The organism is Streptomyces sp. NPDC111656, assembly GCF_055656965.1.
The window spans coordinates 419,381-441,739 of record NZ_JBVKCA010000004.1; the positions used below are offsets into that span (position 1 = coordinate 419,381).

The following is a 22,359-nucleotide window of genomic DNA, read 5'->3' on the forward strand; positions in this document are numbered from 1 at the left end:
GTGGCCGCCCCGTCGCATATCCAGGCAACGTGGGGGCGGGACAAGGCAATGGGCTTCTGGGACGACCTGTGGCGCGGACGCTCGACGGACTTCGACTCCGGCAGTGCCGCCACCAACTCCATAGAACTGACCAAGCGGAACCACACGGTCTCGCTCACCAAACAGGGCGCGGCCACCGGCAACCTGCGCATCAACCTGTCCTGGCGCATGCGCACGTCGGACATCGGGGGCGGCCAGCAGCGGGGCAGCCTGCTGCGGCACCCCTTCAAGACCTTCAAGCCGGACGTGGTCCAGGCGCACACCCAGAGCATGGTGAACGTCGACCTCGACCTGGGCGTCATGTACGAGCTCGCGGACGGCTCCAAGGGCGTGGTGCAGCCCCTGGGCAACTTCCTCGGCGACATCAACGACCCGCCGTACGTGAAGCTCAGCGGTGACGACCGGTTCGGTTCGGCGTCCGGCGAGACGGCCTACGTCAACCTCGACCACCGCGACGACATCAAGCGGCTCCTGGTCTTCGTGTACATCTACGACCAGACGCCCGCCTTCGACCGTACGCACGCCATCATCACGCTCTACCCGAGCAACGGGCCCCGGATCGAGATCGGCCTCGACGAGCGGCATCCGCAGGCCCGCTCCTGCGCGGTGGTGATGATCGAGAACAACAAGGGCGAGATCACCGTGCGGCGTGAGGTGAAGTTCGTGTACGGGTTCCAGGCGGAGCTGGACCGGTTGTACGGGTGGGGGTTGCAGTGGGGGCGGGGGTACAAGTCCAAGGCCGACCGTTGACGTTGCCTCAGCGTCCGATGAACTGCGGCCCCTGTGGCGGCAGCCTGAAGTCCGGGTCGGGGAGGGAGCCGACCGCCTGCGGGAAGCCGTAGGCCGGCTGGACGGCCGGGGCCGTCTGAGGCTGGGGGTAGCCGTAGGCGGGCTGGCTGGTCGGCTGGGGGTAGCCGTACGCGGGCTGGGCGGGGGCCGTCTGCGCGGGCCCCGGATAGCCGTACGCGGGCTGCTGGGGCACCGGGACGGCCTGCTCGGGCGGGAGGGGCACCGAGGTCTCCGGGGAGGCCGCGGGGTCCGCCCAGGCAGTGGTGTCGGGTACGGGCGCGACGGCCTCGGGCTCGGACTCGTCCACCGTGATCCCGAAGTCGGAGGCGAGCCCCTCCAGACCGTTCGGATAGCCCTCGCCGAGCGCCCGGAACTTCCAGCCCTGACCGCGCCGGTACAGCTCGCCGCAGATCAGCGCGGTCTCCGTACCGGTCTCCGGCTTGATGTCGAAGTAGGCCAGCGGCTCACCGTCCGTGCCGGTCGTGCCGGTCGTTCCTGCCGTGGCGGACGCGTCGTACAGCAGGATGCGTAGGGCGCGTACCTGGTCGAAGGTGACGCCGTCCGCCGATGCGACCAGCAGAATCTGTCCGACGCCGGACTCGACACCCGCCAGATCCGTCTGGATGGTGTCGGTGAGGCCCTCGGCGACGCGTTTCTTGCCAAGTCGCCACACCTTGCCCGAGGGATGGCGTGGCTGGTTGTAGAAGACGAAGTCCTCGTCGGATCGCACACGACCGTCGGGACCGAGGAGCAGCGCCGAGACATCGACATCGGGGACACCCTGCCCGGGCGTCCAGCGCAGCACGGCACGTACCGCTGTGGCGTCCAGCGGGACGTTAGACCCCTTCAGCATCGCGTGCGTCATGCGGTCATCCTGCCCTCTCGGTCCTGGTCACGACAACGCGGGGGTAAGGATTCCCGGTCGGAATGTGCGGGCAACCGACATGGCCGAGTTACCTGAACTTCACGCCTGGTGGGAACGACTGACATGGATTTGTACGTACTATTACCGGCCACCTCACATAGGTCCATCTAGCCGCCACGGGGGAGCTCCATGCGCCATTTCGGACATATCGCCCCTGAGGGGCGACGGCGTCTCTTCTACCAGGAGCCGTGCGTCTTCACCGCCGACTCGCCTGCCCGCGTGCTCGCGGCGGCCCTCGGCGCCACCCTCTACAGCCCCGCGACCAGACCCCACCTCGCCGACGACGTCGTCAAGCAGGCCGGACGCGGCGTGGTCTCCATGGTCCTGTGCCTGGAGGACTCGATCGACGACGCCGAGGTCGTGGGCGCCGAGGAGAACCTGGTCCGGCAGTTCGCCGACCTCGCCGGACGGCCGCAGAGCGACGGGCTCCCGCTGCTGTTCGTACGGGTCCGTGAGCCCCAGCAGATCCCGGACCTCGTCGGGCGGCTCGGCGCGTCCGTGCGCCTGCTGTCCGGGTTCGTCCTGCCGAAGTTCACCGAGGAGCGGGGCGTCCCGTTCATGGAGGCGCTCGCCGCGGCCGAGTCCGCGAGCGGCCGGCGGCTGTTCGCGATGCCTGTCCTGGAATCGCCGGGGCTGCTGTACCTGGAGAGCCGCCGGGAGACCCTGGAGGGCATCTCCCGGGTCGTCGACAAGTACCGCGACCGCGTCCTCGCGCTGCGCCTGGGCGTCACCGACTTCTGCTCGGCGTACGGGCTGCGCAGGGCGCCCGACATGACCGCCTACGACGTCCAGATCGTCGCCTCCGTGATCGCGGACGTGGTGAACATGCTGGGGCGCTCGGACGGCACCGGGTTCACGGTCACCGGGCCCGTGTGGGAGTACTTCCGGGTCCAGGAGCGCATGTTCAAGCCGCAGCTGCGCCGCAGCCCCTTCCAGGAGGGTGAGGTCGAGGAGCTGCGCCAGGCGCTGATCGAACACGACCTGGACGGGCTGCTGCGCGAGATCGCCCTCGACCGGGCCAACGGCCTGCTCGGCAAGACCTGCATCCACCCCTCGCACGTCCCGGCGGTGCACGCGCTGTCCGTGGTCAGCCACGAGGAGTACAGCGACGCGCAGGACATCCTCAGGCCCGAGCGGGGCGGCGGGGGTGTGCTGCGGTCGGCGTATACGAACAAAATGAATGAAGTGAAGCCGCACCGCGCCTGGGCCGAGCGCACCCTCCAGCGCGCCCAGGTGTTCGGTGTGGCGAACGAGGACATCGGCTTCGTGGAACTGCTCGCGGCCGCTCTGCCGGCGTGAACCGCGCCGACCGACCGACCAACCGACCAACAAGGAATCGATGAAGAACGTGGTGTGGACGGGGACCTGGGTCGCCGAGCGACTGGGTGTCGAGCTCGTCGGCGACGAGGAGCTGAGCGACCTGCTGGGGCTCGCGCTGCGGCGCAACCCCCGCCGGGCGCATCTGCTCGTGTCGAACGTGCTCGGCAAGCACGTCCCGCAGTCGCCGTCCGTGGTGTACGGACACGGGTTCGCGCTCGGCCGGCGGGTACGGGAACTGCTCGGCGCCGAGGGCGCCCGCGCGGCCGTCGTCCTCGGGTACGCGGAGACCGCCACCGGCCTCGGCCACTGCGTCGCCGACGGTGTGGGCCTGGCGCCCTACCTCCACTCGACCCGCCGCCCCGTCCCCGGCGTCGACACGGCGGGCGGCTTCGAGGAGTCCCACTCCCACGCCACCTCCCACCTCCTGCTGCCGGAGAACCCCGCTCTGCTGGCGGGCGCGGGCCCCCTGGTCCTCGTCGACGACGAGTTCTCCACCGGCAACACGGTCCTCAACACCATCCGCGACCTCCACGCCCGCTATCCGCGTGACCACTATGTGGTCGTGGCCCTGGTCGACATGCGCTCGGCCGCGGACCTGGGCCGTCTGGCGGAGTTCGCGACGGAGATCGGCGCACGGGTGGACCTGGTCGCCGCGGCGAGGGGCACCGTGAACCTCCCGGAGGGCGTCCTGGAGAAGGGCCAGGCGCTGGTGGCGGCACACGAGAGCACCCAGACCATCGAGCACGCCGAGAGCACCGAGCCCGCCGACAGCCGTCCCGGGCACCCCGGTGCCGCCCGTGTCGAGCTCGGCTGGCCCCGGGGTCTGCCCGACGGGGGGCGGCACGGCTTCACGCCCGGGCATCGAATACGACTGGACGCGGCGCTGCCCGCGATGGCCGCGCGGGTCGCCGAAGCGCTGCCGGACGGGGCGCGGCGCGTCCTCGTACTCGGCTTCGAGGAGCTGATGTACGCGCCGCTCAGGCTGGCCAGGGAGCTGGAGCAGGTGGTGTCCGCCGAGGTGCGGTACTCCACGACCACCCGCTCCCCGGTGCTCGCCCTCGACGACCCCGGTTACGCCATACGGACGCGCCTCGCCTTCCCGGCCCACGACGACCCCGACGACGGACCCGGTGAGCGGTACGCGTACAACGTCGCGGGTGCCGGTTTCGACGCGGTCGTGGCCGTGGTCGACTCCGCCGCCGACACGTCCGCCCTGCACGCCCCCGACGGCCTGCTGGCCCAGCTCGCGGAGCACACGCCGAGCGTCCTGCTCGCCGTCGTTCCGTCGTACGTCCCCGCACGGCCGTCCACCGAAAGGTCCTCCATGCTCCCCGAGCCCCTCCGAGGCCCCGCCTTCTCCTCGTACGCGCCCGACGAGGTCGGCTGGCTGCTGCAGGACCTCTCGGACGTGACGCTGGAGGCGCCGACCGAGGAGCGCGAGGAGGCGATCCAGAGCGGCGGCGCCCACTACGCGGAGTCGCTGCCGGTCGAGTACCAGCCGAGCCCCCAGTACCAGGAGCTGTTCCACACGGCCCTCGGCACCTCGGCCGCCCGGATAGCCCAGGCCGTCGGCGCCGTCACCGAGCTGGTGCTCGCCGAACGCTCTCCGCACCCCGTACTCGTCTCGCTGGCCCGCGCGGGCACCCCCGTCGGCGTCCTCATGCGCCGCTGGGCCAAGCACCGGCACGGCCTCGACCTGCCGCACTACGCCGTCTCCATCGTCCGTGGCCGCGGCATCGACGCCAACGCGCTGCGCTGGCTGGCCGCCCACCACGACCCGGCCGACGTCGTGTTCGTCGACGGCTGGACCGGCAAGGGCGCCATCACCCGCGAACTCACCGAGGCCATCAGGGAGTTCGAGTCCGCCGAGGGCATCACCGGCTTCGACCCGGAGATCGCGGTCCTCGCCGACCCGGGCTCGTGCGTACGGACGTACGGCACCCGCGAGGACTTCCTCATCCCCTCCGCCTGCCTCAACTCGACGGTCTCAGGGCTGATTTCGCGCACGGTGCTGCGCTCGGACCTGGTCGGCGAGTACGACTTCCACGGCGCGAAGTTCTACCGCGAGCTGGCCGGCTCCGACGTCTCCGTCGACTTCCTGGACGCCGTCGCCGCCCACTTCCCCGACGTCGCCGACGCGGCCGTCGCCCAGGCCAAGGAGCTCCTCGCCACCGACCGCACCCCCACCTGGGAGGGCTGGGCGGCCGTCGAGCGGATCAGCGAGGAGTACGAGATCCACGACGTGAACCTCGTCAAGCCGGGCGTCGGCGAGACCACCCGCGTGCTGCTGCGCCGCGTCCCCTGGAAGATCCTGGCGCGCGCCGGAGCAGGCACCGACCTCGACCACGTACGCCTGCTCGCCCAGCAGCGCGGGGTGCCCGTCGAGGAGGTCGACGAACTCCCGTACACCTGCGTGGGGTTGATCCACCCGAAGTACACGCGCGGCGCGACCGGCGCCGACGGCAAGGCGGTGACGGTCTGATGTCCGCGCCCAAGGTGCTCGTCGCCAGCGATCTCGACCGTACGCTGATCTACTCCTCCGCCGCCCTCGCGCTGACCATGCCCGACGCGCGGGCGCCGCGGCTGCTCTGCGTCGAGGTGCACGAGGCCAGGCCGCTGTCGTACATGACCGAGACGGCCGCCGCGCTGCTCACCGAGCTCGGCGACACGGCCCACTTCGTGCCCACCACGACCCGCACCCGCAAGCAGTACCAGCGCATCAACCTGCCGGGCCCCGCGCCCGAGTACGCGATCTGCGCCAACGGCGGACATCTGCTCGTCGACGGCGTCTCCGACCCCGACTGGCACGCGGCCGTGACCGCGCGGCTCGCCGACGAGTGCGCGCCGCTGGCCGAGGTGCGGGACCACCTCGAGGCCACCGCCGATCCGGTCTGGGTCCGCAAGCACCGGGTCGCCGAGGACCTGTTCGCCTATCTGGTGGTGGAGCGTGAGCTGCTGCCCGAGGAGTGGGTGAAGGAGCTCGCCGTCTGGGCGGAGAGCCGCGGCTGGACGGTGTCGCTGCAGGGCCGCAAGATCTACGCCGTGCCGAAGCCGCTCACCAAGAGCGCGGCCGTGCGCGAGGTGGCCCGCCGCACCGGCGCCCTCCTCACGCTCGCCGCCGGTGACTCCCTTCTCGACGCCGACCTGCTGCTCGCCGCCGACCGCGGCTGGCGGCCCGGCCACGGGGAACTGGCCGAGGCCGACTGGACGGCGCCGGCGATCACCGCCCTCCCGGAGCGGGGGGTCGCGGCGGGGGAGCGGATCCTGCGGGAGTTCACACACGCCTGTGGCCGACCGGGCGCGGCCTGAGCGGGGGCCGGGCGCGATCTGAGGGGGAGCCGGGCGCGGCCTGAGGGCGAGCCGGGCGCGGTCTCAGCGGGAGCCGGGCCCGGCCTGTGCGGGGGCCACGTACGGCCTGAGAGCGCGACACGCCCGGGCCGCACGGAGGATTCGGGCGAAGAAAAGCTGAAGACTTCCTGAAAAATCCCGGTCGGTCAGCCGCAGCAACCGCCGCCGCAGCACCCGCCTCCGCCCCCTCCGGACGGGCCCGGGGCGGTCGCGGACGACGATCCGCCGGTGGCGACCGCGACGGTCGACAGGAGTTTCACCGTGTCGTCGTGCCCGGCGGGGCAGTCCGCCGGAGCGGCGGATTCCGCCATCGGGCGGCTCAGTTCGAAGGTGTCGCCGCAGGTCCGGCAGCGGTACTCGTAGCGAGGCATACGCACAGGTTAGCGGCAGGGAGCCGACGATCGAAGCCTTCCGCGGCCCGGTCGCGCACCGGGTGGCGCCGTGATCCGGAACCCGGACCTCCTCGATTCCTCCCCGATTCCCGCCCGGTGCCTTCAGAGGGCCGACTTGACCTGCTGAACATTTCTGTCTGGTTCCTGGGCGAGGAGATCGTATTAGTCGCTGATAATTTAAGAGGGCCGCGACGAGCCGCAAGGTCGGGGAGGGGGGCTCGCAGCCGCATGTGCGGCAGCTGCATCTACCCGCGCGCGCAATTCCGAAGTGCGGAGGGAGACGCAGTCGTGACCGAGGCCTGGCATCGAACAGATGCCCCGCATCCCCTGGGCCGTCCACGCGCCGGAGCCCGCCGTGGCTAGCGGGGAGGGCGACGACCGCCAAAATCGCCGCGGGCCCGGTCCGCAACGGCCCGCGAGCCGCCGCACGGAAGACCCTGCGAGCCGTCGTGCGGATGACTCCGCGAGCCGTCGTGCGGATGACTCGGAGAACGAGACTCCCGCCGAGCGAACCACTCAGCTTCGCCTCCCGCCCGGCATGGATGAGACCACTCAGCTTCGCCTCCCGCCCCGCGCCGAGGAGACCACTCAGCTCCGCCTCCCGCCCGGGGCCGAACGTCCCGCCGAGAAGACCACTCAGCTTCGCGTACCGACTCCTGCCGAGATCGAGGCGCACTCAGGTGCGGAGGACCCCTCACAAAGCGCCGATCGAGGGACGACTTCCGGCCATCGCGGCACCCGCCGCAAACCGGCCAAGCCCTCCGCGCTCGCCGGGCGCTGGGCGCGCGTCGCCCGCCGTCTGAAACCGGCGTACCCGCGCCCCGGCCGCACCGGCTGGCGACGCTGGATGCCCTCCTGGCGCCAGTGGCTGGCAGCCTGGGGCCTGGCCATCGGGCTGAGCGGAACGTTTCTGGTGATCGCTTATGCCGCGACAGACATACCCCAGAACCTCAACACGTACGCCACCCAGCAGGACAACGTCTACTTCTGGTCCGACGGGACGCCCATGGCCCGGACCGGGTGGGTGCGGCGGCAGGCGATGCCGCTGAAGGACATACCCCAGGACGTGCGCTGGGCGGTGCTGGCCGCGGAGAACCAGAGCTTCTACTCCGACCCGGGCATCTCCTTCAAGGGCATCAGCCGGGCCCTGGTGCGCACGATCGGCGAGGGCAACACCGAGGGTGGCTCGACGATCACCCAGCAGTACGTCAAGAACGTCTACCTGAACCAGAACCGCTCGGTGAGCCGCAAGTTCACCGAGGCGATGATCTCCCTCAAGCTCGACCAGAAGATGAGCAAGGACAAGATCCTCGAGGGCTACCTCAACACCAGCTGGTTCGGCCGCGGCACGTACGGCATCCAGCGCGCCGCCCAGGCGTACTACGGCAAGGACGTCGGCGAACTCAACGCCAGCGAGGCCGCGATGCTCGCGTCCCTGCTGAAGGGCGCGGGCCTGTACGACCCCACCCTGAGCCAGGCGAACCACAAGCGCGCCGTGGAGCGCTGGTCCTGGATCCTCGACCGCATGGTCAAGATCGGCAAGCTGTCGCCGGCCGAGCGGGCCAAGTACACGAAGTTCCCCGAGCCGACCACGCAGTCCCAGACCTTCGACACCGGCAAGCAGAGCGACTACCTGGTGGAGCTCGCGACCCAGTACGCCAAGAAGGCCGGGCACATCTCGGACCAGCAGTTCGACCTGGGCGGCTACCAGATCTACACGACCTTCGACCGGAAGCGGGAGACGGCGCTCGCCGACGCCGTGACCAAGGCCCGCAACAAGGCCCTGAAGGACGACCCCAAGACGGCGAAGGCCGCCCACTACGGGGCCTCCTCGGTGGCCGCCGACGGCAAGATCCTCGCCGTCTACGGCGGCCCCGACCACCGTACGCAGGGCTTCAACGAGTCCAACGCGACCACGGTCCCGGCCGGTTCGTCGTTCCTGCCGTTCGTCTACGCGGCCGGTCTTGAACACGGCGTCCACAAGACCCGCGACAGTGCGGCGACACCGGTCACGCCGGAGACGCTCTACAACGGTGACGACAACATCCCCGTCACCACACCCGAAGGGCCCTACTGGGACCGCGCCAACAAGAAGGTCGCCGCCCACAACGACGGCAACAAGTCCTGGGGGCAGATCAGCCTGCGCAAGGCGCTCGCCGAGTCCGTGAACGTGCCCTTCATGCAGCTCGGCATGGACACGGGCCTGGACAAGGTGCGGCAGACCGCCGAAGCGGCCGGGCTGCTCTCGTCGACCATGGGTCCCCAGGTGCCCGCGCTGTCCCTGGGCAACGCCACGCCCAGCGCGATCCGGATGGCCAACGCCTACGCCACCTTCGCCGCGGGCGGGTCGCACACCGAGCCGTACTCCGTGCGACGCATCACCCGCAACGGCTCCCAGGTCGCCCTGGACACCCCCCGCCCCAAGCGCGCGGTGAGCGCCGAGGTGGCCCGCGAGGTCACCGAGGGGCTCACGGACGCCTTCGGTACGGCGCACCCCACCGCGGCCCTGAGCGCACCGGAGACGGCCGGGAAGGCCGGCACCACGGCGGACGACACCGCAGCCTGGTACGTCGGTACGAACCGTTCCGTGTCGACCGCGGTCGTCCTCTACCGCATCGACCTGACCAAGAGCCTCGAACCGCTGCCGCTCAAAGGGCTCGCCGGCACGTCCACCGACGACGTCCCGTACGGCATCTGGGCCGGCGCCATGAGTCCGCTCGGCTGACCGCGACGGCCACGAGGCCGCCCACCCCGACGGCCGAGAGGCCACCGCGCATCCCGACGGCCGAAAGGCCCCCGCCCGCTCCTTCCACCCCCCTCGCAGAATGTGCCCCGTATGAACTCGAAGCACAGCGGTCACCGCCGCCGCGAACCCGCACCCGCTCCCGGTTCCGCCCGCCAGGGTTTCGTGGCCATGGCGGCCTTCCTCGTCGTGACGTCGACGACCGCCACGTTCCTGGCCCTGAACGGCTCGGACAACACCACACCGGCCGCCTCGGCCGGTGGGTCCCGCTCCGAGACCACCACCAAGACGACCAAGGAACCCCCGTGGGACGGCAAGACGAAGGTGCTCGGGGACGGCTCCACGTCCTACACCGGGCCGCAGAAGGGCCAGTTGAAGCCCGTCCCCCTCAAGCCGGGTGAGAAGCCGCCCCAGTTCGTCGTCTTCTCCTGGGACGGCGCCCTCCAGGGCGACGACAAACTCTTCACGCACTACCAGGAGTTGGCGGAGCAGTACAACGCCCACATGACGTTCTTCCTGACCGGCATCTATCTGCTGCCCAAGGACAAGAAGACGCTCTACAAACCGCCGATGCACGCGCCGGGCGCCGCGGCGATCAGCTACGCCACCGACGAGCACATCCGCGACACGCTGGAGGAGCTCGGCAAGGCCTACAAGGCGGGCAACGAGATCGGCACCCACTTCAACGGTCACTTCTGCGAGGACAAGGGCGGCGGGGACTGGAGCGTGGCGGAGTGGGAGAGCGAGATCAACCAGTTCTTCTCGTTCGTCGAGAAGTGGAAGACCAACACCGGCTACACCGACCTGCCGGCCCTGCCGTTCGACCCCGCGAAGGAGGTCAACGGAGGGCGCGCGCCCTGCCTGGAGGGCCAGAAGAACCTGCTCAAGGCCATGAAGGCGACCGCCAAGGACTACGACTGGCGCTACGACGCGAGCTCCTCGGGCAACCTCCAGATATGGCCCAACAAGAAGGAGGGCGTCTGGGACTTCCCGCTGCAGCTGCTCCCCTACGAGGGCGGCAAGTACCAAGGCCTGTCCATGGACTTCAACTTCCTCGCCAACCAGTCCGGCGACTCGACCGAGGGCGACCCGGCCAAGTACCCCGAGTGGGAGCAGGAGACCGTCGCGTCGTACATGGACGGTTTCAACCGCGTGTACTACGGCAGTCGCGCACCGCTGTTCATCGGCAACCACTTCGAGAACTGGAACGGTGGCATCTACATGAAGTCCATCGACCAGGTCGTCAAGAACGTGTGCACGAAGAAGGGCGTTCGCTGTGTGTCCTTCCGTGAACTGGCCGACTGGCTCGACGTGCAGAAGCCCGAGACCCTGGAGCGCCTGCGCAGTCTGGATCCCGCGCAGTCCCCGGACTGGTCGACGGTGGTGAAGTAGCCGTGAACGGCGTCCTGACTTTCGGTGCGTCAACTTACTCTTTTCTCAAGGGAGTTGACCTAGGTGTGCATGAAATCCCCCCGGGTTCACCACAGTTGAGGAGGACGTGTAAAGATTCCCTCCCCGGCATCTGATCGGGTGTAAGGAGAGTCCTCAGTGAGATCGAAGACGTTGAGCCGATGCTCGACCCTGACGGCGATCGCCGTCTCCGCAGTGCTGCTGCCCCTTTCCTCCGCCCACGCGGCGACCGCGTCCGTCACCGTGAACCGGGCGACGACCGACGCGTTCGGCCGGATGGCGGACGCCGTGCTCACCGACCGCACGGCGGCCCTCCTCGACAAGAGCGGGCCGGCACCCCGCACGGCCCTCGCGTCGAAGTCGACGGGAGGCATCAAGCTGACCGCCGCGCTGACGAAGACGGAGGACACCGCCGTGACCTCCCTGCGCGGCACCCGCTCCCGCCTCGCGGCGCTGGGTGAGGCCTACACCGCCGCCGACACCAAGGTCACCGTCGACAGGACGCGCAGGTGGGGCAAGGTGGCCACCGCCTGGGTCACCGAGACCACCGTCCTCACGTACAAGAAGATCCGCGGCGACGAACCCGACACCACGGGCTTCGACGCGCACCACGTCCTGACCTTCGCCGCCCAGCCGGACGGCACCTGGAAGCTCTCGGGCCTGCGTACGACCGACACGGGCGCCCACCAGGTCAACGAACCCGTCACCGCCGCCCCCGCGCGCAGGACCCCGATGGCCGTTGTCGACGCCCCCCCGGCAGCGACCACGTATCCCGCGCCCGCCAACCCCAAGAAGCTCACCGGAGGCGCGTACGACTACGCGGCGATGGCGACCTACGCCGAGAAGTACTGGAAGAACTACAACGCGGCCTACCGGAAGTTCAACGGGGTCGGCGGCGACTGCACCAACTTCGTGAGCCAGAGTCTGCTGGCGGGCGGCTGGCAGCCGATCAGCACCGTGACTCCGGAGGAGTACGACACCTGGTACTACGTCGCCAACGGCCAGTCCGACTCCTGGGCGGGCGTGAACGAGTGGTCCTGGTTCACCCAGACCGCCAAGCGCACCGCGCCGCTGGCGAACGTCTACCAGATGGACGTCGGTGACGTCCTGCAGGTGGACTTCGACAAGGACGGGTCCAAGGACCACACCATGATCACGTCCTACCGCAGCTCCAGCGGCATGCCGTACCTGACGTACCACGACGCCGACACCTACCGCCGGTCGCTGTCGAGCATCCTCGCGTCGTACCCGACCTCGGCGTACTACGCGTATCGCACCTGATCACCTGATCACCTGAGGTGACCTAGGGGTCCGTGGTCCTGGGCGGCTCGGCGGCCTTGGTCTCCGGTGCCTTGGATTCCGATGCTTTGGATTCCGACGCTTCGGTGGTTTCCGATGCCTTGGTTTCCGTGCCGCCCACGGCCTTGGGCGTCGGCGCGGCCCTGTGCGACTGCTGCAGGGCCGTTGCCGAGGCCGACTCCCGCAGCTCCCGGATCCGCTCCGTCCGCTCGGCCTCCTCGGGGTGACGGGCTTTGTAGTACGGGTTGTCGTGCGGCAGGGCCGAGCCGACCCTCCCGTACATCCCGAAGAACATCAGCAGGACGCCGACCACAAAGCTGAACAGCACGTTCTGGATGCGGAAGGCGAGGAAGTTGTAGCGGCCGTCCAGCAGCGCCAGGTTCAGGAAGCCGTTGAGGATGAACAGGACGCCGAAGACCATGTTGAGCGTCGAGGCGAAGTTCCCGCCGATCACCATGCCCACGAACAGCAGCAGCCCCACGCAGATGGACAGCACGCTGAGCGAGCCGTTGGTGTTCAGCCCTATGACCGTGTCCCCGTGGGTGGTGAAGAAGCCGACCTTGTTGGTCAGGCCGAGGATGCCGAAGGCGAGCAGGAAGAGGCCCATCAGGCCCGCGCCGATCCGGTAGAACGTGTTCAGCCGGTGATCGACCGGCAGATGGTCGTCGAAGGCGATGCGTCGTCGGGTTCCGGGACGAAGTACGTGCGTGGCCATGTCCGCCTCCCTCTTCAGCTAGCGGAGGCCGTACGTACATCCCAGCATCCGCCCGGAGGCCGGGGATCGCCACCACAGGGGACCGGGATCGGCGGTGCCGGAGAAGCTCAGACCGGGCCGCCGCGCTCCTCGCGGATCTGGGAGACCACCCGGGCGGCCGTCGCCCGTACCGCCTCCGTCTCGGTGAGGAAGTGCCAGTAGTCGGGGTGGCGCCCCTCCAGCGCGGCGACGGCACGATCCAGCCGGGCGACGGAGTCGTCGAGCGGGCGGGCGTGCCGCGGATCCGGGGTGTTGCGGCCCGCCATGGCCAGGCGCTGGGCGTCCCGGATGGCGAAACGGGTGCGGTCGATCTCCTGCTGGGGGTCCTTGGACACGGCGTTCAGCCGTCGCAGCCGGTCGCCGGCCGCCGACACGGCCTCGTCGGTACCGTTCAGCAGCGCGCGCACCGTGGACAGCAGCGAGGTGGCGTCCGGCCAGCGCTGCGCGTCGCGCGCGGCCTGCGCCTCCTTCAGCTTGAGCTCGGCCTGCCGTACGTTCTCGGTGGCTTGCTCCGGTACGTGCTGCAGGTCCTGCCAGCACGCGGCGGAGAACCGGCGCCGCAGCTCGCTCAGCACCGGCTCCACCTGCCCGGCACGGGTGGTCAGCGCCTGGGCGCGGGTGCGCAGCGACACCAGCCGGTGGTCGATCTCCGCGGCCCGCTCCGGCAGCCGCTCGGCCTCCGCGCGCACCGCCCCGGCCTCCCGGGAGACCCGCTCGGCGCGCTCCAGCGTCTCCGGTACGCCGTGCGCTCCGGCCCCCTGGTTGAGCTTGGTCAGCTCGGGCCCGAGCGCGGCGAGCCGGCCGGCCAGATCATCGGCTCTGAGGCCTGTCTTGCGGACGTCATCGAGGGCGTTCGAGGCGGCGAGCAGGGCCTGGCGGGCGCGCTCGACGGCGGGCGCGAGCCGGGCGAGCTGCGTCTCGGCCTTCCCGAGCAGCGGCGCGAGTCCCTGGCCGAACCGGTCCAGGTCCTGTTTGACCCGCCCCAGCTGGTCCTTGGCGGCGGTGAGTTCGGCGCGGGCGCGGGTGGCGACCGACGCCTCCAGCTCGTCCCGGTCGAGGTCGTGGGCGTCGACGGCCTCGATGTACTTCCCACTGGCCTCGTCGATGCGCCGGCCCAACGCCTCGAAGTCGGAGACGGCGCGGCGGGCCGCGGGGGAGTCGTCGACGGCGATGATGGTCTCGATCGAGATCCGCAGATCGCGCTGGGCGGTGTCCAGCTCGTAGAACGCCGCCGCGGCGGCGTCCTTCGCGGCCTGCGCCTCGGCCCGCTGACCCTCGGAGCGCCCGCCGAACCAGCGCCGGGTGCCGCCCCCGGCGAAGGCCGCGGGCAGGACGAGGGCGGCGAGGAGCGGGAGGGTGACGAGAGTCAGCACGTCACGGCATCGACGGGGCTGACGGCGTACCGACTGCGCGCGTGGCGCAAACGGCGTGTACGGCTCTGAAGGTGTCGCCGTCACATCCCTCTCCCGTGCTGTCATCCGCCTTGCCCGGTGTCATTCTCCCACCGGTTAAGGACGAACACACGGGCCGGTTAGTTCGCGGTTCGTACTGTGATGCTTCCGTCGTTCGCGCGGGCGGACACCACGTGCGAACTGGCCGCGTCCCGGGGCACGGACACCCGCACGGATCCGTCCCCGCTCTCGGCCGTCACCCGGTAGGTGTCGTGGGGCAGCCCGATGGTGAGCGAACCGTCCTGGCTGCGGGCCTCGACCAGGTCGGGTACGACGCCGAGTTCGAGCCGTACGGACCCGTCGGAGGTCTGGGCGCGCACGTGGCGCGAGTCGATGCCGAGGGCGCGGATCGAGCCGTCGGCGGTACGCAGGTCCAGCGCGCCGGAGGAGTTCGTCACGCGGACACTCCCGTCCGACGTACGGATCCCGAGCGCCTCCTTGAACCCTTCCGCCCGTACGCTCCCGTCCCCGTCCACGACCTTCACCGCGACACCGCGCGGCACGACGATCCGGTGCTTGGCGCTGCAGTCGGCGACGACACCCGAGCACTTCATCCGCAGCGTCAGCCGGTCGTCCTTCATCGCCCAGGTCACGCGCGGATCCCCACCGACGACGATGTGGCCCTGGAACCACCGGGTGACCTCGACCTTGTCCGCCTCGGCCGATTCGGCGACCACGAGCTCCAGCGCGGAGTCGTCCGAGTCCACGGTGAGCGTACGACCGTGCAGCGCGAACGCCCGATGCTCCGGATGCCTGTCGTCCCCGGCATTCGCCCCGCAGCCCGCGGCGGTCGCGACGAGAGCGACGACGGCACCGGCGACGGCCGTGGTCCGCGCAGCTGTCCGTGTCCGAGTCCGAGCCATGAAGATCTCCCCCTGGAATGAAACGCCGACGCGCTCCGATGCCCTTCGACGCCTTTCGACCGTACGGTTCCGGGGTCCGCCGCGGGATCCGGGCCGCTCCCGGACCGGAGGTGGGGTTAACCCCCGGATACGGGTTTGCGGGGCATCCCCCCGGGCAATGTAGGCTGTCGACTCGTCCTGGGCGCGTAGCTCAGCGGTAGAGCGCCGCCCTTACAAGGCGGATGTCGGCGGTTCGAAACCGTCCGCGCCCACCGGTCTCAGGACACGAGAAAGGCCCAGATCAGCGGGTGGGTACCCGGGGATCTGGGCCTTGATCTTTGGTGGCGAGCCGGGGCCGCCGTGGCATTTACGTGCCAGAGAGGTCATGTCGGGGCCACTCTGGCCTCTTGAGCCGGCCGTCGGTGTAGTCGGTGATTCGGTGGTCGCGGCCGTTGACGGGGCGCTGATGGATCAGCTCCGCGCGGGTCGTGCGCGATCACTCATGCGATCGCGAGAGACTCGTCAGTTCGGCGATGCGCCGATACGGGACGCCGCCACTGCTTCGAGGACGAGAGGCCGCGGCAGGGCGTCCAAGCGCTCCAACTCGGCGGCGACGCGTGCGCGTTCCACGCCGGGTTCCAGAAGGAGCCGCCGGCGCGGTAGAACTTTCCCTACTTCATCAAGGCCCGCGCAAGCGCGGGCTGGCCCTTGGGCTTTGGCCCCTCTGCGCCTGCGGCGCCGGGGCCAAGCCCCGGGCCGCAGCGGGTGCGGGCCCGAGTCGAGAACGGTGGGTGCGCCGATGGGCCGGTTGGCTCCGAGACTTTAGCCACCATGGGGCGAGCCTCGAAGATCATGGCCCCAACGTCGTGCTTTAACGGGCAGGTCCACAGACTGCCCGACTCGCCGGAAGCTTACGGGGCCGTGATCACTCGCCCCATGGCAGCTCCAGCCCAAAGTCTCGGAGCCAACCTCTCGCCGCCGTCGCCCTCGGATCGCGGATGTCGACTCCAGAGACGGAACTCGATTGCAGTTCCTCCCATGTCTCCGGCGATACTCGGCCATGAGCAGATTCGCCGAGGTCATCGTGTTGGCCAGCAGCGCAGAAGAGATCATGGAACCGTTGACACAGCCGGACCCCAACCGAAAGTGGCGTGGCCAATTCACAGATATCGGGCATGGCATGTTCGGTGGCTGGGCCATTGAGTTCATACGACGGAGCAGCTGGGTCGGACTCCTGGAACACCTGGAGTCTCAGCCTTGGCCATCCCCGCACTCTGTGCAGGTGCTGATCCATGACGAGGAAGATGACTGCTTTGGCTTGTGGATGATGCACGACGGCCGACTTGTGGAGGTGCCGCTGCCGCGCACCAGCCGCTACTTCTGGCGAAACCACTACACGGGCGAAGTCGATCCAGACTGCCCCGGAATTCTCATGCGCACGGACAAGTCCGATGGCTCGCCCGAAGGGGACTGAGTGCCGGCTGTCAAACTGTCCTGTCCAGCCAGGCTGCCCCGGGCTGCGGTACAGCAGTGAAGTACAGCAACCTCCGCACCCACGACCGCCACCAGACCCAAGCACTCGGCTGGCGTGCCTGGCAGACCTCAGCGACCGCCCCGCCCATAGTTCACATCGAGGGGGCCAGGGGTTCAAATCCCCTCAGGTCCACGCAGCTCAAAGCCCCCGGCGGGGATACTGACGGGGGCTTTGGCATGCCGTACAGCAGCGAAGTACAGCAACTACTTTCGATCTTGCTTCCCAAGGTGCTTGCCCAGCTTGCGAAGTGCCCGCCGGGTCGACTCTGACGGAACGTGCGTGTAGATCTCCATCGTCACCGCGATCTTGCTGTGCCGGAGGATCTGCATCGCAACCCGGGGGTGCACGTCGAGGGCGGCGAGGAGCGAGCCGCAGGTGTGCCGAGTGTCGTGCAGCCGGATCCGGCGGACGCCCGCCCTGGCCGACCGGTCGCCGAACCGGCGGTTGAAGTTGCGCGGTTCGAATGGTGTGCCGCGGCGCGTGGTGAACACGAAATCGGAGTCCATCCACAGCTCACCGGCGGCTTGCTTGGCCAGCTCCTGTTCCTTCCTGCGAAGTTGAAGAGCGGTGACGCAGATTTGCGGCAGCGGGAGCGTGGCCGTTGACGCCTCGGTCTTGGTCTCGTCGTGGACCAAGCGTCGATTGATGCGCTGCAGCTGCATCTGCACCGTGATCTCCCCGGCGTCCAGGTTCACGTTCTCCCAGGTGAGGCCCAGGACTTCGCCGCGTCGGAACCCCAGAACCAGGATGAGCACGTACGCCGCGTACAGCGGATCACGGGCGGACGCGCCGGCGTTCGAGCGGCCCCCTGATCCTGCACAGGTGCCACGGATCAGCGCGGCATAGATGGACGGGTCAGGGATCGCTGCGCGTACGTCCGCGAGTGACGTCTTTTGACTTGCTTACTGAGAAAACGAGTAAAGACTTCGTCACGATCGAGCGACCTACTATCGGACATCCCGTTCGGATGCCGACGAGCCAAGGCGCGGGAGGGAAACCCCGTCGTGGCTGGGGCGGTCGGCTCCGCGACTTTAGCCAGCCACTTTGGCGCGAGCCTCGAAGATCACGGCCCCAACGTCGTGCTTTAACGGGCAGGTCAACAGACTGCCCGACGCGCCGGCAGCTTACGGGGCCATGATCACTCGCGCCAAAGCAGCTCCCGGCCAAAGTCGCTACGCTGACCTCGTCGCACACACCCCCTCGATTATCGGACCATCCGTTCGTTTATCGACCTTCATCGACGAACGGGCGCGCTTCCCTGTCCACCCGGCGGACCGCATGACTGCGTGCGCCCCCTGTGCACCGTCCCCGTGGGTTAGGTCACGCCTACCAGCCGTTACTTCGGCGCACACTGGGGGAGACCCACATCACAGAGGTCCACGCAAAAGCCCACCGACCGCTGCACAGGCTTCCCGGCGAGGGCAGCAATCGGTGGGCGCGCACCTAGGAGGTACTGCTATGAGTGTGACCCCAACCAGGCCACTTTCAATCCCCCGCCCGCGAGACTGGGCCACCGTTCTCGTCGTCATCGTGGTCATCTACGTCCCAGGCGCACAGATCCAAGGCGTTCTGACCAACTTGATCGCACTGTCAGCAGTCCTCGTTTCTGGCACCGCAGTGAGTGCGGCATCAGCGAGGCAGCCCCACACGGCCGCGTAACCGCCGACAAGACCAGCTGGACCCCCACTTCGGCGTTCCCAGCCTGACAAGGCGGGAGAAGGCCAAGCGTGCCCCCTACGTGCCCGATCGAGCAGCAACGAGCGGAGACCGACAGGGAACGTCGGCTAACGCCCCGGGAACGCCGAGGTCAGCGTCTCGCCAGGTCAACCCAGATCCAGATACGCGATCTTCCAAACTAGCGACGACCCCGGGCATGGAGTCCCGGGGCCGTCTCTGGGCCGTGAAAGGACGCTCAACGGTGACCAGCGTTGACAACCGTCGACAGCTCAACAGCAAGTCAGAGCGTTCACCGAATGAGGGACCGCAGGTTAGGAAGCGGCCCCTTCACTTCTTCGGCTACTGAGCACACCCAGCGGCGCTTGACTCGCCCATTAAGTCTCCGCCGACCTTGCGAATCCGGCCGTACACCCTCGTCCATCAGGCTGGCTAAAGGGCTGTCCCGTAACTGACCTCTGGCACGAGAGTGGTTGGCCGGGATTGGATCCTGGGTCCCACCCTTTGGAAGGCATCCACCTCGGTTCACCCCTGCGACCGCACAGCACAGCAACGGATGGCACGGGCCGTCCGCCCAACAACGTGCGGACCCACGAGGGGAGATGAGCAGAGCCCCTGTTATCGTGCGCCGATGTCAACGATCAAGCAGTTCCAAGTGACCTTCGACTGCGCGAAACCTGCGCGTCTCGCCGGCTTCTGGTGCGAGGTGCTGGGGTACGTCGTACCTCCGATCCCGACGGGGTTCGCCACTTGGGAGGACTACCATCGCTCACTGCCGCCTGAGGATCAGGTGATCTACTTCGCGTGCAGTGATCCCGCGGGTGTGGGACCGCGCCTGCTCTTCCAGCGCGTTCCCGAAGGAAAGGCCGTCAAGAACCGGCTGCATCTTGACGTGCGGGCCGGTATCGGGCTCGTGGGTGAGGAGCGCCTGGCCACGCTTGAAGCTGAATGCGCACGGCTGGTCGCGCTTGGCGCGGTACATGTGCGAACGATGCGTGCCGACGGCGAGAACGAGTCCTGCATTGTGATGCAGGACATTGAGGGCAACGAGTTCTGTCTCGACTGAGGATCCTCCGAGTCGGCGAGGTGGGGGAGCCGTTTCCCTTGGACCTCTCGGGTCTCGTATGGGTCGTGTCCCGCGACGTGGTGTAGGGGATCAAGCGCTACGCGTTCCGGTTCGAGACCCGTGGCGATCTCTGCGGAGACTGCAGCCCACGAAGCCTCCCGGTAAGACGAGTTGGACATCCCATCGGGCATGGTCGGCGCCCCTGGCCTGCGGATTCCGGTGTCTTGATCGCTTGCACCACGTGGCGGGACGCCATCCTCGTATGCGGCGGGTTATCCCGTGAGAGCGAGGTTGTGCAGTCGGGCGATGCCGAGCATGGCGTGGCGGACGCCGTCGCCCTTGAGGCGGCAGTCCCGGAGGATCTTCCAGGTCTTCATCCGGGCAAAGACGTGCTCCACTCGGGCACGGACATGCTTGTGTGAGCGGTTGTGCTCTTGCTTCCAGTCGGGCAGCTCTTCGCCGGGAGTGCGGCGGTGCGGCATGATCAGCCCGGTCCCTGGATAGCCGCCATCAGCTATCACGGTCGTCCGGCCGACTGCGGCCTTGGCTCCCGATTCTTCCCACGCCTTGCAGTCGTTGCGGTTGCCCGGCAGCGGCCGTCCGACCACGACAACCAGGCGGGTATCGGCGTCGATGACGACCTGGTGATTGGTGGAATACCGATAGTTCTTCGACTGCTCGGCCACCGCGTGATCCCGGGTTGGCACCAGGGTCCCGTCCACGATGAGCACCGTGCCCCTCGCGAACCGACGTCGGGACGGCGATGCCAGCAGAGGACCGAGGTGGTCGATGATCCGGTCGGCCGACGACTTCGAAATCCCGAACAGTAGGGCTAGCTGGCGCATCGTCAAGTTCGTGCGCCAGTAGGCCGTGACCAGCAAGATGCGGTCCTCAAGCGGCAGACCCCACGGACGCCCCAGCTGTGGTTTGGCTCCGCTCTCGCGCTTCACCGCGGTGACCAACTTGCCGAAGCAGCGCGCGCTCAGCCCAGTGAACGGACCTATCCAAGACGGCTCCGACGCCGTAATCACACCAGCCACATCAAGATCATCTCACCGGTGACCAGCAGTTGCGGGACAAGCCTTAGCCGCGCCCTATCGCAAGATCCGCTCGCGCCGCCGCATGAAGAGCGTTCAGGGCCGTGACCAGTGGAACCTCCTCGAGAGCGGCCTCCCCGTTGGCGGGATTGCGTGTCACTCGTAGTAGATCCCAGGCTCGCTGATTGACGACGTGGGCAGCAGTGGCAGCAGCTTCGTCGCTCAGCAGGATGAAGCTCTCGAAAAGGATCGATCGTTTGGCCTCGATCGCCTCCATCTCCGCCAGCGCACCGGTTGCGTCCTCCTCCCGGTCACGAGCCCGCAAAGCTTCCCTGGCGGCTCTCGTGATCTCTTTGACGCATGAGATGTACTCGATGTAGGTATCGAGCTTCCTCTCATCCCAACGGGTAGTCATCGTGCGTCGGAACTTCGCCCGCTCGGCTATCGCCGTCGCTAGGTAGGACGTCAGGGCGCCGATGAGGACGCCGACCAAGGTGACTATCTGGGTGGCCATGCCGATCAAGCTACTGGCCGCCGAAGTCGCGTGTGCCACAGCCGTGCCACATGGTGCGGTCAGTCACGGTCAACGATGGTTCACCGCAGTCGAGATACCCGCTGGACGACGGACCCTCGGTGCGTGGCGTGACCTGCCTGCCTTCGCTACCCCGCACCACCAGGCTTACAAAGCCGCGGTGTTCGGTCTGCCCCTGGGGCCAGTGTGGTCGGCCAGTAGCCTGCGGCAATCAGCCCACCGACCTTGGAGGCTCCGTGGTCCATGCTGCTCTCACCGAACCGGATCGGCTGTGGTCGGCGCAGGAGGTCTTGGTGCGTCCCAGCCCGGTGCCGGCGGCGGCCGGGGTCTACGGATGGCACTTCGAGAAGGCTCCCTGCCCGGACCTCGATGCCGGGCGCCTGCTCTACGTCGGTATAGCCCCGCGACACATGGCGAACCGGACCAGCACGCAGAACCTGCGCAAGCGCGTGCGGTATCACTACCGGGGCAATGCGGCCGGATCGACGCTTCGCCTCACGCTTGGTTGCCTGCTCGGGCTCGAGTTGCGCCGCGTCGGCAGCGGGAAGCGCATGACCTTCGGCAAGGCCGGGGAAGCCACCCTCAGTCAGTGGATGGCAGAGAACGCCCGAGTGTGCTGGATCGAGCGTGACGAACCGTGGACCATGGAGTCGGAGCTCATCTCTCAAATCGACCTGCCTCTGAACCTCGACCAGAACCGCCACAACCTGTTCCACGGTCGACTCACGGAAGTGAGATCCCAAGCCCGTCAGCGGGCACGGGAGTTGGCTGTCAGCGCGTAGCCCGTCGGGTTGACATCACCAGCTGACATCAATGGCGGCGAACGATGGTGTACCGGGGCGGCCGCAGACGGATCGGCGAGCGACCAGCGGGCCCCGTTCTGGCACACGGCACCGTGCTGCGAGCGAACTTACAAGGCGGATGTCGGCGGTTCGAAACCGTCCGCGCCCACCGGTCTCAGGACACGAGAAAGGCCCAGATCAGCGGGTGGGTACCCGGGGATCTGGGCCTTGATCTTTGGTGGCGAGCCGGGGCCGCCGTGGCATTTACGTGCCAGAGAGGTCATGCCGGGGCCACTCTGGCCTCTTGAGCCGGCCGTCGGTGTAGTCGGTGATTCGGTGGTCGCGGCCGTTGACGGGGCGCTGATGGATCAGCTCCGCGCGGGTCGTGCGCGATCACTCATGCGATCGCGAGAGACTCGTCA

18 protein-coding genes and 1 tRNA gene are annotated in these 22,359 nt (G+C 68.5%); 11 read left to right on the forward strand and 8 right to left on the reverse strand.

The genetic code is table 11. The features are described from left to right. The first annotated feature begins 48 nt into the window (after positions 1 to 48). Complete coding sequence (locus tag ACZ7M3_RS15270) at positions 49 to 789, forward strand: TerD family protein (RefSeq protein ID WP_060896039.1); 741 nt, start codon at positions 49 to 51, stop codon at positions 787 to 789. 7 nt (positions 790 to 796) lie between these two features. Here ACZ7M3_RS15270 and ACZ7M3_RS15275 read toward each other — a convergent pair whose 3' ends face one another. Further along, the gene (locus ACZ7M3_RS15275; protein WP_472063607.1) at positions 797 to 1,693 is read right to left on the reverse strand and encodes a TerD family protein; all 897 of its coding nucleotides are present in this window, start codon (positions 1,691 to 1,693) and stop codon (positions 797 to 799) included. A gap of 189 nt (positions 1,694 to 1,882) precedes the next feature. Between ACZ7M3_RS15275 and ACZ7M3_RS15280 the strand changes: the two genes are divergently transcribed. From ACZ7M3_RS15280 to ACZ7M3_RS15290, 3 genes are read left to right on the forward strand one after another with little or no spacing between them, the layout of a single operon-like run. Next, complete coding sequence (locus ACZ7M3_RS15280; protein ID WP_472063609.1) at positions 1,883 to 3,052, forward strand: HpcH/HpaI aldolase/citrate lyase family protein; 1,170 nt, start codon at positions 1,883 to 1,885, stop codon at positions 3,050 to 3,052. 40 nt (positions 3,053 to 3,092) lie between these two features. Further along, positions 3,093 to 5,555, forward strand: coding sequence for a phosphoribosyltransferase (locus ACZ7M3_RS15285; protein ID WP_472063611.1), 2,463 nt, complete (start codon positions 3,093 to 3,095; stop codon positions 5,553 to 5,555). Further along, a complete protein-coding gene (locus tag ACZ7M3_RS15290) occupies positions 5,555 to 6,382 on the forward strand; it encodes an HAD family hydrolase (protein ID WP_355306757.1) in 828 nt (275 codons plus the stop codon). Before ACZ7M3_RS15285 ends, ACZ7M3_RS15290 begins: the two co-directional genes overlap by 1 nt. 185 nt (positions 6,383 to 6,567) lie before the next feature. Here the strand turns inward: ACZ7M3_RS15290 and ACZ7M3_RS15295 are convergent, their stop codons facing one another. Beyond that, positions 6,568 to 6,792 carry an FmdB family zinc ribbon protein gene (locus tag ACZ7M3_RS15295; RefSeq protein WP_095858106.1) on the reverse strand — a complete coding sequence of 75 codons (225 nt, stop codon included), beginning with the start codon at positions 6,790 to 6,792 and terminating at the stop codon, positions 6,568 to 6,570. A 559-nt stretch (positions 6,793 to 7,351) separates the two neighbouring features. On the opposite strand from ACZ7M3_RS15295, the gene ACZ7M3_RS15300 reads away from it, so the two are divergent. The 3 genes from ACZ7M3_RS15300 (at position 7,352) to ACZ7M3_RS15310 (ending at position 12,247) form a co-directional block, all read left to right on the forward strand. Continuing rightward, on the forward strand, positions 7,352 to 9,538 hold the full coding sequence (locus tag ACZ7M3_RS15300; protein WP_472063613.1) for a transglycosylase domain-containing protein: 2,187 nt from the start codon (positions 7,352 to 7,354) through the stop codon (positions 9,536 to 9,538). 111 nt (positions 9,539 to 9,649) lie between these two features. Then, positions 9,650 to 10,948, forward strand: a complete 1,299-nt coding sequence (locus ACZ7M3_RS15305) for a polysaccharide deacetylase family protein (protein ID WP_472063615.1) — start codon at positions 9,650 to 9,652, stop codon at positions 10,946 to 10,948. Positions 10,949 to 11,104: 156 nt separating this feature from the next. Beyond that, positions 11,105 to 12,247, forward strand: coding sequence for an amidase domain-containing protein (locus tag ACZ7M3_RS15310; protein ID WP_452970774.1), 1,143 nt, complete (start codon positions 11,105 to 11,107; stop codon positions 12,245 to 12,247). 22 nt (positions 12,248 to 12,269) lie between these two features. Here ACZ7M3_RS15310 and ACZ7M3_RS15315 read toward each other — a convergent pair whose 3' ends face one another. From ACZ7M3_RS15315 to ACZ7M3_RS15325, 3 genes are all read right to left on the reverse strand, one after another. Continuing rightward, positions 12,270 to 12,980 (reverse strand): DUF4383 domain-containing protein, encoded by a 711-nt coding sequence (locus ACZ7M3_RS15315; RefSeq protein ID WP_472063617.1) that lies wholly within the window; start codon positions 12,978 to 12,980, stop codon positions 12,270 to 12,272. Positions 12,981 to 13,087: 107 nt separating this feature from the next. After that, on the reverse strand, positions 13,088 to 14,476 hold the full coding sequence (locus ACZ7M3_RS15320; RefSeq protein WP_452970780.1) for a coiled-coil domain-containing protein: 1,389 nt from the start codon (positions 14,474 to 14,476) through the stop codon (positions 13,088 to 13,090). Positions 14,477 to 14,550: 74 nt separating this feature from the next. Continuing rightward, on the reverse strand, positions 14,551 to 15,333 hold the full coding sequence (locus ACZ7M3_RS15325) for a DUF4097 family beta strand repeat-containing protein (protein ID WP_472063619.1): 783 nt from the start codon (positions 15,331 to 15,333) through the stop codon (positions 14,551 to 14,553). A 179-nt stretch (positions 15,334 to 15,512) separates the two neighbouring features. Here ACZ7M3_RS15325 and ACZ7M3_RS15330 point away from each other — a divergent pair. Continuing rightward, a tRNA-Val gene (locus ACZ7M3_RS15330) sits at positions 15,513 to 15,584 on the forward strand. A 788-nt stretch (positions 15,585 to 16,372) separates the two neighbouring features. Continuing rightward, entirely contained in the window at positions 16,373 to 16,786 is a 414-nt protein-coding gene (locus ACZ7M3_RS15335) for a hypothetical protein (RefSeq protein WP_471594233.1), read from the forward strand. Between the two features lie 263 nt (positions 16,787 to 17,049). On the opposite strand, the gene ACZ7M3_RS15340 is transcribed toward ACZ7M3_RS15335, so the two are convergent. After that, a complete protein-coding gene (locus tag ACZ7M3_RS15340) occupies positions 17,050 to 17,601 on the reverse strand; it encodes a site-specific integrase (RefSeq protein ID WP_472063621.1) in 552 nt (183 codons plus the stop codon). 1,550 nt (positions 17,602 to 19,151) lie between these two features. On the opposite strand from ACZ7M3_RS15340, the gene ACZ7M3_RS15345 reads away from it, so the two are divergent. Further along, entirely contained in the window at positions 19,152 to 19,586 is a 435-nt protein-coding gene (locus ACZ7M3_RS15345; protein ID WP_472063623.1) for a VOC family protein, read from the forward strand. A 272-nt stretch (positions 19,587 to 19,858) separates the two neighbouring features. Here the strand turns inward: ACZ7M3_RS15345 and ACZ7M3_RS15350 are convergent, their stop codons facing one another. Both ACZ7M3_RS15350 and ACZ7M3_RS15355 read right to left on the reverse strand, forming a co-directional pair. After that, positions 19,859 to 20,626, reverse strand: a complete 768-nt coding sequence (locus tag ACZ7M3_RS15350) for a transposase (protein WP_472063625.1) — start codon at positions 20,624 to 20,626, stop codon at positions 19,859 to 19,861. 43 nt (positions 20,627 to 20,669) lie between these two features. Continuing rightward, positions 20,670 to 21,137: a hypothetical protein gene (locus tag ACZ7M3_RS15355; RefSeq protein WP_472063627.1), complete on the reverse strand. Its 468-nt coding sequence runs from the start codon at positions 21,135 to 21,137 to the stop codon at positions 20,670 to 20,672. A gap of 254 nt (positions 21,138 to 21,391) precedes the next feature. On the opposite strand from ACZ7M3_RS15355, the gene ACZ7M3_RS15360 reads away from it, so the two are divergent. Next, positions 21,392 to 21,937 carry a GIY-YIG nuclease family protein gene (locus tag ACZ7M3_RS15360; RefSeq protein WP_472063628.1) on the forward strand — a complete coding sequence of 182 codons (546 nt, stop codon included), beginning with the start codon at positions 21,392 to 21,394 and terminating at the stop codon, positions 21,935 to 21,937. Positions 21,938 to 22,359: the final 422 nt, after the last annotated feature.

Bases quoted from the DNA above. Each gene is read 5' to 3' on its own strand.
- ACZ7M3_RS15270 (WP_060896039.1), top strand. From the start codon at position 49: ATGGGCTTCTGGGACGACCTGTGGCGCGGACGCTCGACGGACTTCGAC.
- ACZ7M3_RS15275 (WP_472063607.1), bottom strand. From the start codon at position 1,693: ATGACGCACGCGATGCTGAAGGGGTCTAACGTCCCGCTGGACGCCACA.
- ACZ7M3_RS15280 (WP_472063609.1), top strand. From the start codon at position 1,883: ATGCGCCATTTCGGACATATCGCCCCTGAGGGGCGACGGCGTCTCTTC.
- ACZ7M3_RS15285 (WP_472063611.1), top strand. From the start codon at position 3,093: ATGAAGAACGTGGTGTGGACGGGGACCTGGGTCGCCGAGCGACTGGGT.
- ACZ7M3_RS15290 (WP_355306757.1), top strand. From the start codon at position 5,555: ATGTCCGCGCCCAAGGTGCTCGTCGCCAGCGATCTCGACCGTACGCTG.
- ACZ7M3_RS15295 (WP_095858106.1), bottom strand. From the start codon at position 6,792: ATGCCTCGCTACGAGTACCGCTGCCGGACCTGCGGCGACACCTTCGAA.
- ACZ7M3_RS15300 (WP_472063613.1), top strand. From the start codon at position 7,352: ATGGATGAGACCACTCAGCTTCGCCTCCCGCCCCGCGCCGAGGAGACC.
- ACZ7M3_RS15305 (WP_472063615.1), top strand. From the start codon at position 9,650: ATGAACTCGAAGCACAGCGGTCACCGCCGCCGCGAACCCGCACCCGCT.
- ACZ7M3_RS15315 (WP_472063617.1), bottom strand. From the start codon at position 12,980: ATGGCCACGCACGTACTTCGTCCCGGAACCCGACGACGCATCGCCTTC.
- ACZ7M3_RS15325 (WP_472063619.1), bottom strand. From the start codon at position 15,333: ATGGCTCGGACTCGGACACGGACAGCTGCGCGGACCACGGCCGTCGCC.
- ACZ7M3_RS15335 (WP_471594233.1), top strand. From the start codon at position 16,373: ATGAGCAGATTCGCCGAGGTCATCGTGTTGGCCAGCAGCGCAGAAGAG.
- ACZ7M3_RS15345 (WP_472063623.1), top strand. From the start codon at position 19,152: ATGTCAACGATCAAGCAGTTCCAAGTGACCTTCGACTGCGCGAAACCT.
- ACZ7M3_RS15355 (WP_472063627.1), bottom strand. From the start codon at position 21,137: ATGGCCACCCAGATAGTCACCTTGGTCGGCGTCCTCATCGGCGCCCTG.